The organism is Nocardia fusca NBRC 14340 (assembly GCF_001618425.1).
Taxonomy (GTDB): domain Bacteria; phylum Actinomycetota; class Actinomycetes; order Mycobacteriales; family Mycobacteriaceae; genus Nocardia; species Nocardia fusca.
The window spans coordinates 49,813-63,719 of the sequence record NZ_BDCU01000042.1 but is presented as its reverse complement, the minus strand read 5'-3'; the positions used below and the strand labels follow the sequence as shown (position 1 = coordinate 63,719).

Annotated in this window: 11 protein-coding genes, 2 pseudogenes and 1 other annotated feature; of the genes and pseudogenes, 4 read left to right on the top strand and 9 right to left on the bottom strand. The window is 64.6% G+C overall.

Annotation, left to right across the window (positions count from 1 at the left end; translation table 11 throughout):
* The first annotated feature begins 186 nt into the window (after window positions 1-186).
* The gene (locus NF4_RS27075; protein WP_157120627.1) at window positions 187-579 is read left to right on the top strand and encodes a hypothetical protein; all 393 of its coding nucleotides are present in this window, start codon (window positions 187-189) and stop codon (window positions 577-579) included.
* 212 nt (window positions 580-791) lie between these two features.
* Here the strand turns inward: NF4_RS27075 and NF4_RS27070 are convergent, their stop codons facing one another.
* From NF4_RS27070 to NF4_RS27040, 6 genes and pseudogenes are all read right to left on the bottom strand, one after another.
* Window positions 792-1,067 (bottom strand): hypothetical protein, encoded by a 276-nt coding sequence (locus NF4_RS27070; protein WP_063130220.1) that lies wholly within the window; start codon window positions 1,065-1,067, stop codon window positions 792-794.
* Window positions 1,068-1,136: 69 nt separating this feature from the next.
* Window positions 1,137-1,409: pseudogene (locus tag NF4_RS27065) on the bottom strand (transposase); the annotation flags it as partial.
* 185 nt (window positions 1,410-1,594) lie between these two features.
* Window positions 1,595-6,028 (bottom strand): hypothetical protein, encoded by a 4,434-nt coding sequence (locus NF4_RS27060; RefSeq protein ID WP_157120626.1) that lies wholly within the window; start codon window positions 6,026-6,028, stop codon window positions 1,595-1,597.
* Window positions 6,000-6,785, bottom strand: coding sequence for a hypothetical protein (locus NF4_RS27050; protein WP_063130216.1), 786 nt, complete (start codon window positions 6,783-6,785; stop codon window positions 6,000-6,002). Before NF4_RS27050 ends, NF4_RS27060 begins: the two co-directional genes overlap by 29 nt.
* A complete protein-coding gene (locus NF4_RS27045; RefSeq protein ID WP_063130215.1) occupies window positions 6,785-7,492 on the bottom strand; it encodes a hypothetical protein in 708 nt (235 codons plus the stop codon). Before NF4_RS27045 ends, NF4_RS27050 begins: the two co-directional genes overlap by 1 nt.
* A 1,068-nt stretch (window positions 7,493-8,560) precedes the next feature.
* Window positions 8,561-8,767: a hypothetical protein gene (locus NF4_RS27040; RefSeq protein WP_232330665.1), complete on the bottom strand. Its 207-nt coding sequence runs from the start codon at window positions 8,765-8,767 to the stop codon at window positions 8,561-8,563.
* 717 nt (window positions 8,768-9,484) lie between these two features.
* Here NF4_RS27040 and NF4_RS27035 point away from each other — a divergent pair.
* Both NF4_RS27035 and NF4_RS36965 read left to right on the top strand, forming a co-directional pair.
* Window positions 9,485-10,657: a hypothetical protein gene (locus NF4_RS27035; protein WP_157120625.1), complete on the top strand. Its 1,173-nt coding sequence runs from the start codon at window positions 9,485-9,487 to the stop codon at window positions 10,655-10,657.
* Window positions 10,658-10,902: 245 nt separating this feature from the next.
* Window positions 10,903-11,091 (top strand): annotated as a pseudogene (locus NF4_RS36965) (transposase); the annotation flags it as partial.
* Window positions 11,092-11,127: 36 nt separating this feature from the next.
* Here NF4_RS36965 and NF4_RS36960 read toward each other — a convergent pair.
* Window positions 11,128-11,301, bottom strand: a complete 174-nt coding sequence (locus NF4_RS36960) for an IS3 family transposase (RefSeq protein WP_084533494.1) — start codon at window positions 11,299-11,301, stop codon at window positions 11,128-11,130.
* 181 nt (window positions 11,302-11,482) lie between these two features.
* Here NF4_RS36960 and NF4_RS27030 point away from each other — a divergent pair, with 181 nt between their 5' ends.
* Complete coding sequence (locus NF4_RS27030; RefSeq protein WP_232330671.1) at window positions 11,483-12,859, top strand: IS30 family transposase; 1,377 nt, start codon at window positions 11,483-11,485, stop codon at window positions 12,857-12,859.
* Here NF4_RS27030 and NF4_RS27025 read toward each other — a convergent pair.
* Together NF4_RS27025 and NF4_RS27020 are read right to left on the bottom strand one after the other, a co-directional pair.
* Window positions 12,756-13,436 (bottom strand): IS3 family transposase, encoded by a 681-nt coding sequence (locus NF4_RS27025; RefSeq protein WP_232330670.1) that lies wholly within the window; start codon window positions 13,434-13,436, stop codon window positions 12,756-12,758. The two genes, NF4_RS27030 and NF4_RS27025, sit on opposite strands and share 104 nt — an antisense overlap.
* Window positions 13,395-13,524: a sequence feature (AL1L pseudoknot), on the bottom strand. Its footprint overlaps the gene before it by 42 nt.
* Window positions 13,484-13,822, bottom strand: a complete 339-nt coding sequence (locus NF4_RS27020; protein WP_063814725.1) for a transposase — start codon at window positions 13,820-13,822, stop codon at window positions 13,484-13,486. Its footprint overlaps the feature before it by 41 nt.
* Window positions 13,823-13,907: the final 85 nt, after the last annotated feature.

Sequence of the window (13,907 nt, the reverse complement as noted above, 5' to 3'; positions counted from 1 at the left end):
TAAACCGGGCCGGTCTGGATTTCCAGCCGAGCATGACGTGAAATTCCCGTCGATCGGCGCGCAGTACTCGCCATGGGGACGTTCATCGTTGACTTGCGTCGAGAAATACTATTTGCTCGACCGCGCGCCGCTCGGCGCAGCGCGCAAGGTGCACGTTCCAGTTCCGTTCGAGCGAGGGAGTATTCCATGGTTCGTACCGCAGTTGCTCTGGCCGTGCTCACGGCCGGCACGATCGTGACGGGCGGGGTGCTGGGTGCCGCTCCGGCGGACGCGAGAGACAGTGTTGTGACCGTGGACCCGACCGGCGAGATCGGTCCGCCGACGGCAGAGGTTGCATTCCTGCACGGCTCATGCGGTGACCGGGTGGACAGTGTCGAGATCGTGCTCAGTCAGAGCGGATATGATCTGAGCCGGGTCACGGGTTGCTCGGGTGGCCGATGGGAGCAGGGGTTCTATCAGAAGAGTTCGGACCGGTTTCCATTCGCGTGGCAACCCGGATCGGCCGATGTAGTTCTCCGGGCCTACGACAACGGAAACAATTTCATTGACGGCTATCGCACCACCGTGACGTTGAATTAGCTTGAGTTTTAACCTCGGAGGTGCTGTTTTGTGACCCCGCTTGTTCACGGGCGAAGCCCTTGGCCGATCATGTCTTTCTGCGACAGCGCTTGTCTGCTGTAGCGATCATGAGGGTCGTCGAGCAGTGACGCACTCGCGGTGGTGGTTTCCCGGATTTTGACCTCTAACGCGTCGAGCAGGTCGTCGAGTTCGTCGTGGGCCGGCCGGTCGCGTCAGCGGGCGGCGACCCCTCGGTCGTAGTAGCCGGGGTCGAGGTTGATGGGTTCGACCACCGGCGGCGCCGGTATCTGCTCTGGGATCGGTGCGGTGCGGGGACGGTTGCGGTGCCGCGGTGGGTTTCCCGACAGGTGTGCGGCGGCGATGGCGGCGGCCGCGGTGGGGTGTAGCGAGACTCGGGTCTCAGCGAGAGACAGGGTCGTCGGACGATGCTGGTTGGCATGGGCCGCATACAGCCGGACCGGTGCGTCCGGTCGCCGTCTCGACCGCACTGCACGAAAGGACCTCTGCCATGTTCACCGGCCTCAGCGCCTTCCCACTCACCCCTACCACTAGAAGTTTCCCTTGGCGATCTCCTTCAACGCTGCTTTCTCCAACTCGGCTTCGGCGAGCAGTCGTTTCAGCGTCGAGTTCTCGCGCTCGAGGTCTTTGAGCCGTTTGGCGTCATCAGCTTTCAACCCGCCGAACTGGTTACGCCACCGGTAATAGGTCGCCTCGGTGACCTGCAGCAACCGGCACACCTCGGCCACATCTTTACCGTCGGCCAGGAGCCGATCGGCCTCGGTCAGCTTCCGCACGACCTGCTCGGGGGTATGCCGTTTCCGTGTCGCCATGAATGTCGAGCCTTTCCGCCCACCACGTGGGAAATCAGACTCTCACAACCCCCGGACCGCACCAGCGGGGTCAGGTCATCCTCGCTATCGGACCTTCGGCATCTGTGACTCGGGCTGGTGCGTGGTCGAGATGCAGAGCCCGGCCATAGTGGCCGACTCCGCCTGGGACTCAATAGCGTAGAGCGCTATGCCCGTGGTCCCGAATCAAGCCGGAAAAGGGCGGAATCGAACTGTGCCGGAAGAGTGAACCAGGAATCGAGCTGCCTACGCATATGGTCGGCCACCGCCGGGTCATCGATGAGCCGGTGCCATCTGGACCATGACTGGAAGTAGCCGGTAATCGATGCGGCGGCGTCGCGGGCGAGTCTCTCGGCGTCCAGTAGCGGTTGCGCATTGTGTGCGTGTACTTCACCGAATTGCCGATTTCGGTCGGCGAATAGATCCTGCCATGCCTTGACGGCAATCTCGGCGTAGCGTTCACAGTGTCCGACGGCTCGGTTCACCAGTGTCGGAAGGTCGCCGATTCCGACTTCGGCGAGTGCCTGTTCGAGAGACCTTTGGGTAACGAGCCCTTGCTGCTGTAATAGCGCGGTTCGCCATTTGATCACCTTTTCGTCGCCGGTATGCAGCGGTTTGAACGGGGCCACCTCCACCCGATACCCCAGTGCCTGCAGGGCCGCGACGAACGCGACGTCCTCGTTGTAGGAGCGCGGGATCGGAGCCCGTCGCACACCCTGGTCGTCGAGCAGGAGGAAAGCGCCGCTGACCGCAATATTTCCGGCCAGTGAGTCGTCGCGTTCGGTGCCCGCGTATGCCCGAATCGACACATAGCGGCCGTCATGGCCGGATTCTGGTGATGACTCCGACACCGCGCGCTGGGCGTGCTCCACATCGTAGACATCAGCCCTACCCGCATATTCGGCACCCACCACCTGCCCGATCGGCGCCGAAGCTGCGAGCAGGCCGGCTATCGCTGCGGAGTCCACCGTATGTACCGACTCGTCGAAAACGCCATCGGTCAGTCGTATATCGTCGTCGAGGAAGAGCACCTTGCTTCGGTGTGCGGCGGTGGAGGCCGCTACGAAGTGCGCCAGTGCGCGTACTCCCGCCTGATCCCATCCTGGTGTTCCCAGTTCTTTGAACGCGTAGCGGGCATACGATCGCGTGTCCTGGTCCGGCCACGGCAGATCACGCAGTAGTTCCCGGCGTCGGCGTTCGTCGATGTGCACCGTGTGGAACTTCATCGTCTCCGTCGCGGAGCGATTGTGAGCGCGGTTGATCCAGTTCACCGAGTCGTCATAGACGTACACGGCTGTATCGTCGACGGAAGTCAGCGAGGCGATATCAGCGAGAATCGCCTGCAGCCGGTCCGGTCTGTCCTTGGTACAGATATGGACGGTCAACGGAGGACCGTCGGGAGTTGTTGATGCGGCACCCACTGCTGCGATTGCGGTATCCGCAGCCGGGCCGTCCATGGCCGCGCTTCCGGGCATCGGGGGCGAAGCATCCGAGGGGGGCCGGCCGGCTCCGGAGAGGTCGATCCGACCCGGTTCGGGTGGAACGGCAGGTAGTGGTAGATAGAGAAGGCGGTCTGTATAGCGTCGGCTGTTGAGTGCGGAGCCGAGTACGGTCGATACGCCGCGAGGGAGGGTCTCGCTGTCGGGTTCGCTGACCGGCACCGTCACAGAATCCGGCTGGGTGCCGAATCCGGTACGGTCGCGTGTGTCGGCAGCGGCCTCGTCCTGGGTGACCGGGTGGGCGAAGTCGAGTAGCACCCGCTGGCGGGGATAGCGGTCGGCCATCGAAGTCGGCTGGTCTTCCTCGACCGTGATGCGGCAGTTCGCACTCGCCAAGACCTGCTGCAACGCAGCGCGGCTGGGCGGCGGGCCGACGACGGTATAGTCCAACTGGGCACGCAACCTCAGGTGCCCGTGCGCGTCCTCGCGCAGAGTCAACACGATCACCGCGTCCAATTCGGCATCGAGGCCGGCTCGGGCTTCGGAAGCGGCAAGAGCGACCTGATCGGCCACCCGCAAAACGGCATCGGTTGCCTCCCACACGACGCCGGGCCGATCACCGGTGGGCAGCCGCCGGCGCAAGTATTCGCTGATTTCGATCCGGTCCCACGGTTGCACCCCCGGACGAATCACATACTGCGCTCTCAAAGACTGGTATTTCTCGCGCATCCGCTGGGCGTGTTCGTATGCCTCTCGGTAGGCGGCCAGTGGGGAGTAGCCGGGATCGGTGTCGATCCGGTGCGCGATACGCCGCAGCAGTACGGCGTGATCGCGGCGCATATCACGGTTACCCAGCGCCCACCCGTCCGGATACCGGTATCCATAGCCCGAATCCGGATCCACGAATCCCGCGTTTCCGCGTAGCCGGGCCGCGAACGCTTCCCGCAGGGTGGGGCTGTCGCTGCCGAGCCCGTCGGGGCGTACACCGCCGTAGACACCGACCAGACGCAGAGCCTCCTCGATATAGTTGACGCGGATACCCGGCTTCGCCAATACCCGACCCAGGACCCGGGTTTGGCTGAACCGACGCGACAGCAAGTCCTCGACCGCCAATCGGATGGCTTCGACCACCGCTTCCGGTTCGGACAGTGTCTGCAGATCTTCCCCCGCGACCCACTGGCCGATCCCGGGCCGCTCACCCGCCGCCGCAGCCGCCTGCTGTCCGGACAGATCATCACTAAAGGGCACCTCCTGCGTTCCGACGCCCTCCCTGAAGGTGGTGGCGCGCACAGACTTCGCCGCCTCGTCCGCGGCCGCCGGAGCGAATCCGTGCGCCAGGGCGCGCCGACGTAGCAGCTCTGCGGAACGCTTCTCGTCGAATCCGTCCGGATTGTCGCTGCGTCGCCCGTTCCCGTAGACTCCATCGCTCCACATCGCCGCAGCGGCAGCGAGCAGAACATCGTCGAGCCGACCATTTTGCAGCAAACCATTGGCCAGGATGGCACGCAGCCCGGCGGCGGTATCGCCGTCGTGGTAGAAGGCCGCGACCCCGAATTCACGGGATTCGACCGAACCGTGCAGCTGGTTCGCGCGACCTACTGCGGGATCACCGTAGAGGGTTCGAACGATGTACATGCCTTCAGCGATCAAACCGATAGCACGCCGGGTCCCCGGGTCGGTAAAGTCGCCTTTTGTCAGTGGGAAGCCTGTCTCGGCTCCTACTGCCGAAAGCAGGTCGGTCACCTCGCCGATTTCCCGCGCCAGTACCCTCGGCGACAGCGGTGCTGCATCCGGATCCAATGTGGCGTCCCTGATCCGTTGCGCGGCAACGATATCAGCGGTCAGGTCCCGTTCCTGGATCCAGGCATACGCATCCGGGAGCCCGGCCACCCGGGAATTCTGCTCCGTCGACCACGCACGGTCCCGTAGATTCTCGTGCGATACCGGCTCCCGCCAGGTATCCGGCGATGCCGGAGGTCGCCGGTCACCCTCCATATCGTGACGGTCCCAGACCGGAACAAGCCCGGGCCAACCCACCGATACCCGGAACCCGTCATGGCCGAGCATGGGGCGACTCCCGCTGCGCCGCGGCCATCGGTCGGCCGGCTGCCCACCCAGCGATCGCTGCCCCTCGTCGAGGTCGAGTGACGCCGGGGCCCACTCCGGCCGCTGCGCGATCCGCTCGTACAACCATTCAGGTACCGACAATTCGACAACAGCGCCGACGGGAAGGGGCTTATTCAGCACGGCCGCCACAGCGGCGTCGCCCACGACCACAGCATGCCGACGAAACATCCGACCGAGGTCACCGAACGCCACAACCCCCTCGAGTGGGTCGGGCGTCGAGCGGCCGGGGGGTTCCGGAGTCGCGGGGCCCGTTTCTGCGTCGCTCGGCCGATAGCCGATCCGATCGTATTCGCTATCGGCCGCGACCACACCACCGTCCCCAAGGCGGAAAGCTTGTTCCGGCGAGTGCAATTCGGGCCCCGCGCGACCGACGGGACCCGGCTCGGCACGTCGAATTGCCTCGTGGCAATCCGCGTTCAGCTGTCCGGTGTCGCCCGTCCGCAGACCCACCGGTGGTTCGGCGCCGTCGGAACGATCGCCGAAATGATCGACTCGTTGGACGGCGACCGGCGCATCGTCGAGGAACTCTCGTTGCGCGGCTCCGCTGCCGCGCTCACCGGTTCCGGAGGAATCCGCCGACTTCGACCGGCCGCGCGCGTCCTCCGGAAAGTGTGGAGCTCCAGCAGATTCGCCGGCAGCGATGTGGCTATCGGTGTCTGCCGGCTCGGTTGTTCGAAAGACACTGTCGCCGTGCGGGTCGATTGCCTGGCCATCGGCGCGCTCTGCGGGCGTATCACCGGAATCAGCGGTGACCGGCAGGGATGACGGTAAAATGCTGCGCGTGCGATCGGGGAGGACGTCTGCGGGTGATGGCTCGGCCGACCCGAGCGTTTCGAGGGGAGAAGGCGCTGTGTCGCGAAAGCCGGCGGTCACAGGTGATCGGCGCAACACAGTCGTCGGCGCCGACACCGTGGGCGTTCTGTCGAAAGTCGAGCGGCGATGCATGCTGTCGGCGAGCAGGCCCATGGCTACGCCACTGATGAGTTCGGACCACTCCCAGTGGAACTCACCCGTGACAGCGATGACCGCACCCATACCGCCGACGACACCGCCGATTCCCGCCGCGGTGGCTGTGGCCATAGTCCGGGCGAGGTCGGACGGGACGTTCCGGATGGCTGCCCGTCCGGCAAAGACTCCTAGTAGCCCCCCCCACGCCACCACCGGCGCCGGAGGCTGCCGAGATTCCGACCGAACTCCAGTCCATCCCCGCACGGTTGCCATCCAAAATACCGGCAATCTGCCCGACTTGAATGCCGGCGTCGACCCCACCTTCCAGCAAAGCCGATACCGCGATCAGTTCGGCGAGGAAACGGGACAGTGTGACGTGGGCGTCGGTTCCCTTGGCAGAACGGCGAGCGACGAATGCGTCGAACCTCGCCACATGTTTCGACCGGGCTCTGGTCAGCACCTGCACAGCCCGCAGCGGATGCCAGCCACCGGCTATCATGAGTTCGAACACCGTCATCAGCCCGAAGGCATACATTGTGTACACCTCTTTGTCGCTGTCGGCGGTAGTCGCGTCGTGGTACCGCGCCATCTGGTCGGATACCTGTCGCATCTCTACGACACTGGCACGCAGTGTCGCTGCCGCGCTGAGTATCTGGTCGCCGGCTTCGCCGCGAACGGCATAGGAGGCCGACGCGACCTGCGTGTCGATCCGTTGCAGGATCCGGTCCAGGTCGGTCTGCGCATGCTGCCACGCCGCCCCCACTCGACGGCCGGCGGCACCGTCCATCCGCGGGACCTCCTGCCCGAAGACGACGACCTGCACCGGCGTGGGCAGCTCGGCCATCAAATCCTGTGGCGTGACCAGAGCACTCCCTCTCGCGCCGCGCCCTCGATCAGCAGCCGGCACAGCACGCGGGCCGGCTCGGTCGCGGCTGAGCCGTTTACCGCGACGTCGGTGAAGCTTTCGATGAGTGCCATGGACGGATCGAGCCGGCCCTGCCGGAAACCGGCGCCGCTCAACTGGTCGCGCCACCGCTTGTAGCCCGCTACCACCTGCGCCAGGTTCCGAGACCGGTATGCGGTGCCGCGCAGATATTCCGCGATGAGTGTCCGTTCGGCGTGGCTTCGTACCCGCCCGGCAGTACAAGTCTCAACAGCCCGGCCGAACTCCGCGATGGTAGCCGCATAGACCAGCCGGTCCACCGCCCGCGCCACCACCGATTCCGGTCGGTGCGCCTTCCGAATCACCTCGGCGAGCCGACCGGGCTCCCGAGTCAGCTCTTCGCCGAGGACCACCGACCACCGCAGTGGTCCGGTCGGATCGCTGTCGTCCGTCGCAGGCGTAACGCGGATGACGGCCTCCGTACCTGAACCGGCCAGGTCGATACTCTGCACGCTTATCTCCGGAAACCTGGTGACCACATCGTCGACTGCCGTCAGAAACTCACCGATCGTCTTCTCGTCGATTCCCACGGTGGCGATATCGAAACCGTGCACCGCACAGCCGTGCCTGTACTCGATCAGCCGCGCGTGACGCGCCAGATCGCTCACGCTCTGGAAAGAAGCCCTGAGGAGTTGTTTGCGCGCAGACCGGTCGGCACCATCGCCCCGCTGCGGGGACTGGCCGGATTTCTGCTCGCCTGCCTGCTTACCGGCGATCGGACCGGGAGAGCCCGGCCGCGACCACGGTGGCGCGTCCGATGCACGAGGCGCCGGGCTTCCCTCCTGCCGCAGTTTGCCCGGCGGTCTTCGTTCCATAGGTGCACTGACAGCCGGCCGCCGTTCACGGCCCCCGGCGCTACTCGACCGTGCCGGGAGTATTCCGCGTTCCGCCGCGGCCGATGCTCCTTTCCGGTCGGCGGGTCGGCCAGAATCGTGCACGCCGGATTTGAAGTCGCCGCGCGCCGGTTCTGTGGGGCGCGGTCCAGCGTGTCCCATGGATGAGGCGTCACTGGCTTTCGATCCGGCCCCTTCCGCTGGAAGCGTCGTATCAACGTCGGATCCCGGCCCGGTCCCCGCTATCGACGCGGCAAGGGGACCGGCCGAGGCAGGCATATGGGTCCGGACGAGCCGCTTTTCCTCCGGGGCGTTTGCGCGCCGACTGTCGGCGCGAGACTGCACCGGAGCCAATCCGGTCATGGTCATCGGCTGTCCCTCAGCGAGCGGCAACGGGTCCGCAACTATGGACCGGATGGAAAGCTGTCGGGCGGAATCGCCGACAGCTCGCACGTCCCCGCTCACGGCTGCATCCGTCGACTCCAGTGTGTTCGCGGCCCCGATCACCTTCTCTCCGAAGCCGGCGAAGGCTTCGGCAACGGCCCGGAAGGCTTCGAGCGCCTGCCCCTGCATGGGCTGGTACGTCTCGGCGAAAGCCGTACCGGCCACGTCATCACCCCACCACGCGCCCTCCTGAGCGCTGACATCGGTCAACCGCTGCACAATGCGATGAACTTCCGCACCGATTTCGCAGAGCTCCGAACCATAGGCCCGGAGTCCGTCGGGATCGAGCCACAAGTCGCCGTTCACGCCATGCTCCGCCCGCTGGGACTACATGCCGGGACCTGTCGCACGGGTAAACAGGAGCGGTTACGCACGGCCGCCGTGGCGACGCCGCGAGGATCAGTCACGGTAGATCGTGACGTAGGCATTGGTCGCGGGTCCGATACTGGTGGGCCCCAGGCATGTGGCCGCACCCTGACCGGAAGGTGGGAAGGGGCCACTCCAGGACCCCTGGTACGGACCGATAGCCAGGATCGGAAACGCATTCGGTACGGCGTGCAGGCCGAAGCACTCGACGATCAGCGCGTATTCCGTGCCGACGGGCATGTCGACATCATGGCAGCCCGCTGTGGTACCGAAAAGGTCCAGCGTGACGGTACAGTTCTGCGGTGCGGCTCGGGCTGTACCGGAACCGATCACCACGGCAAAACCCAGTATCGACACGGCCCGGCCGCGACCCGCGCGGCAGCAGTTGTCGTTCTTTTCATCGGAGTCCCTCCCAGCAGATCACCTGATCATCGGATGTCGACACGCCGTCATTCCGAGAGAACCACCCGCCACAGCAGGTCGCTCCCTTCGTGGAGTGCCTCCCGTATGGGGTGTTGCCGGACACCTCCGACTCTCAGTCGTCTCTGGCACCAACCCGCAGTGTCGTCTCGATTATCTGGGGCCGGCCGGCTGCGGGTAACACGTAAATTGCCAGTCTCGGCCAGGCAGAACAAGACCGGCAATATGACCGATATCGACTTCTTTGCCGGTCGGGCAGACTGAGGCCCCGCCGCCGGCGAACGAGTGCCGAGGAGATGGTGCGATGGGTGAGCTCCACGTCAGTTCGAACATCCTGCTCAGCGGCGCAATCCCGGCAAACGGTGGCCTCCCGAAGGGTCAGGAGAAAGTCGTGCAGCTCATCCCGGTCGAGCTCCCCCATCAGGCGCGAAAGTTACACCGCGCCAACCTCCCTCGACCAGGTTTCAAAAGCGTTCATGTACCGGGTGACACGATCATCAACGGCACCGCGTGTGGCCCAAGTCTCTCTGGCTCCTGATGAAACAACCACTGGACATTATTCGACAAGCTGCCCTCGATCTCACTTCCTGCCTCGGCCGAGCAGCCAGACGCTTCGAAAGTGCATATCGCGGTGATCGCATGGGCGCGAAAGCTGTGGATGCCGCAGTTGACAAATACCAGGTTGTGGACCACGGCGGAGCCGGAGCACTTCGCAGCCCTCTGGTGTCGGCTGTCGACCTACCTACTCCGGGGCGGATGATACAGCATGCCTCACCCCTCACCGAAAAATCCGCGCTAGCGACGGCCACCCGACGAGAGTTCGCCGAGTTACAAGCCACTGCAGCGAATATCGGGCTGCAGAAGATGGACCGCCTGGGCAGGCCGCCCACCGCCCTCGACTGGGCCGCCGAACACCGCCGTCTCACGGTGGAGCGGGCAAAACAGCCAGAGTCCTATTCCGGGTCCACGCAAGCTGCGCTCACTCCGCTGACAGACGAGGGCGGGTTCATCACTCATATGGGTCTGAACATCCCGCCCGAAGGAGCGAAGCGAGACCCCGAGACGGGAAAGTACGAGTTGGACCCCAGGACCGGCGAGGTCGCCGGGCAAGCGACGCCTGCCAGCATCGTCCGCGCGGAGGCCGGGCGAAGAGCCCATGCGCGATTCGGGCCCGGAAATGACCACATCGACGAACTGCAGAACACCGTGCGGTTGACGGATGGAACAACAGTGAATTCGAATCGTCTGGTCCGGGGGGAACGTGGAACCGAGGTCAACGTCCAGCAGCGGGAGTATCAGGCCTCGCGGGGCAAAGATGTTTCCCAGTGGGCGTCGGAGATCCCCGCCGATAGGGTCATGTCGGTACCAGCGCTGCAGGCGGATCGGGAAAAGATCCGGCAAGATGCATATGAACAGCTCGCAAATCCCGGCGAGTTCACAATACGGACCTGGGCAGATGCCGCTTACAAGCTGTTTCTGTCACCGGAGATGCGGAGCGGGAATGATGCGGTGTCGCGAACCCTTCTCGCCGAGGCCGGTGCATATCACCTCGGCCGCGTGCCGACCTATCCACACGATATAGACTTCTTCGCTATGACCGTGGATCAGGACGAGTTCATCGACTACATCGTCGAGCACGACCGGCGTATGCAGACCGGTGAGCCCGTCTGGGGCTCCGTACCTTCCCGGCGATCCGCGTCGGAGGACTGACCCGGGCCGAAGTGGCGCGGTAGGAGCACTGCACAACGTCATGCATGATGCGAGCGACGTACAGGATGCCTTACAACGCGGCGCGATCGTCGGACCGATGCCCTCGAGTTCCGGAATGTGGATTTCTCTACGACGACCGGCCGATTCTCGGTGGCGTGACGTTTTCGGTTCCGTTATGCGGCGGCAGGGATCGTATTTCCCGGACTGGCTGCTCGAGCGCCGCGAACGTGCCGAGCGGGCCGAGTATCTGCCCGGAAAGTTCGTGGCCGTGGGTCCGGACTCTGCTGCACTCGGTGTTCGACCAGGCCGACACCGAAGCCGTTCACGCCCAATGTGATCGGATGCTCGACACTTTCAGCGAGAAACTCCCGAAAGTCGTTGAACACCTCGACACGGCACGCGCGGACCTGCTGGCGTTCACCGCGTTCCCTGAGGTTGCCCCGGTTCCCCGGGCGGTTTGGGTGTGGTGGCTACGCCGCTCGTTCGGCGGCGGTGTGAGCCAGTTCGTACTGTACGGGGCTGAGCATCCCGATTCTGGAGTGCCGCCGGATCGGGTTGTAGAACGCTTCGATGTAGTCGAAGAGCGCGTTCGCCAATTCCTGCCGGGTCACCCAGTGCTTTGTGTCGAGTAGTTCGAGTTGCATTGTGCCGAAGAAGCTTCGACCATGCTGTTGTCGAAACAGTCCCCGATCGTTCCCATCGAACCGAACAGGCCCGCAGTGCGGATACGCTGGCCGAAGGCTCAGCTGGTGTATTGCTCAGGTTCAACCGGTGGACGCAACACCCGAGGTTATGGAGGGTGTTGTGGGAAGGCCGTCGGATTGGATGCGGGAGATCACCGGGCGAGCGCCGATGCGGTCGCTGGGGGCTCCAGGGACGCCGCGGTCGGTGGAGCGCCTGTTCTGGGGCAAGATCGCCGAGGGCCTGCTGCCGACGGAAGCTGTTGTCGCAGTTGGGGTATCGCCTGTCAAAGGAAGTCGGTGGTTCCGCGATGCTGGCGGGATGTCACCGTATTCGTGGAGCCGGCCCGGCGGCCGCTACTTGTCGTTCGCCGAGCGTGAGGAGATCGCGCTGCTGCGGGTGCAGGGCAAGGGTGTGCGGCAGATCGCGCAGGTCCTGGGCCGCAGCCCGTCGACCATTTCCCGTGAGTTGCGGCGTAACGCCGCGACCCGCGGCGGCAAGCTCGACTACCGCGCCTCGGTTGCCCAGTGGAAAGCCGAACTGTTCGCCAGGCGCCCGAAAACGGTGAAGCTCGCCGAAAACAGGCAACTCCGGGACTACGTCCAGCAGCGCCTGGCGGGGTGGGTCACCGATGCGAAGGGCAGGGTCGCCGTTGGGCCGCCGACGGGAATCTGGACCGGCCGCAACAAGCCGCACCGTGCGGACCGGCAATGGGTTCAGGCGTGGAGCCCGGAGCAGATCGCGCAGCGGCTGAAGATCGACTTCCCCGACGATACGTCGATGCGGATCAGCCACGAGGCCATTTACCAGGCACTGTATATCGAAGGGCGCGGTGCCCTCGATCGGGAACTGATCCTGACTCTGCGCACCGGCCGGTCGCTGCGCATGCCACGGGCCCGCTCGAAGCGCGTCGCCTGGGCCCACATCACTGCCGACGTTCTGATCAGTAACCGGCCCGCCGAAGCCGAGGATCGTGCGAATCCGGGCCACTGGAAAGGCGATCTCATCATCGGTACCGACCGCTCGGCGATCGGCACCCTTGTCGACCGGTCCACCCGGTTCACAGTCCTTGTCCACTTGCCTCGTGAAGACGGATGGGGAAAGACGGCGCCGGTCAAGAACGGTACCGCGCGCAGCGGTTACGGGGCGTCATCGATGAACAAAGCGCTATCGGCGGCGCTGCGGAAGATCCCCGAGCCGATGCTGAAGTCCCTGACCTGGGACCGGGGAAAGGAGTTGTCGGCCCATGCGGAGCTGGCATCGAGGACCGGTGTCCCGGTCTTCTTCGCCGACCCGCGCAGTCCTTGGCAGCGCGGAACCAACGAGAACACGAATGGACTTCTGCGCCAGTACTTCCCGAAGGTCACCGACCTCTCGCGGTGGACCGCGAAGGATCTCGCGGCCGTCGCGCATACCCTCAACACACGACCGCGGAAGGTTCTCGAGTGGTGCACTCCCACCGAAGCGGTGGAACGTCACCTACAATCGCTGCAACAGCAAAGTGTTGCGTCGACCAGTTGAATCCGCCTTGCGACCCGGCGTCTGTGTGGAATATGAGGCCGGGCTCGATCGGATGACCGTAGTGGTCGCGCCGCCAGACAGCCATATTGAGTGCCTTGGTGACCAGGGCGGTCGTCTTCGAACTCGCCGCGGTCCAGCCGACGATCGCGCGGGAGTAGGCGTCGAACACGAACGCCACATCCGCCCATCCGGTCCAGGTCGAGACATAGGTGAAATCGGCGACCCACACCTGGTTCGGCGCGGCAGCGGTGAAGTCCCGGTTGAGTCTGTCACCAGCGCGTATCCCGTCCTTGCCGGGAATCGTGGTCCGATGCCTGCGGCCTCTGGCCACCCCGTTCAGACTCAGCTCCCTCATCAACCGGTCGACCGTGCAGAATGCCACCTCATAGCCCTGGCGTCGCAGGTAGCGGGTCATTTTGCGGCGGCCGTACATCGCTTCGGGTGTGTTCTGCAGATCCCGCAGGGCGTTCTCGACCTGCGCGTCGGTGATGTCACGGTCGGAGGCCGGCCGGTGGCGGGCCTTGCGGTAGGTCCTGGGCGCGATCTGCACGCCGTGCGCCGATAGTGCGCGGCAGATCGACTCGACGCCATAGACCTGGCGGTATTCGTCGATGAACCCGACGATCAGCGGTGTCGCGGGTCGAGTTCCCGCGCGAAAAAACTCGAAGCCAGCTTCAGGATCTCGTTGGTTTGCTTGAGTTCCCGATTCTCTTTCCGCAGCCGCGCCAACTCGTCGCGCTCAGCCGAGGACAGACCCGGCGCTACCGAATCACCTGGCCGTGAACCCGCGGCAAGAGCTTTCTTGATCCACAACCGCAACGTCTCGTGATGAACATCGACCAGCGGCCCGATCACACGGGCAGCGGCATAGGCGGATCCGTACTCATCGAGCCGTTCCAGAGCCAGGCGAACGGCTTTCTCACGAACCTCGGGCGGGTAACGCTTCGACATGATGGTGACCATCTTCCTCTACGACGGAAGCGGCCCCCAACCCGTGACGGTTCAAGCATGGGGTTCACATAGAAATAGATCAGGCCCGGTATTAACC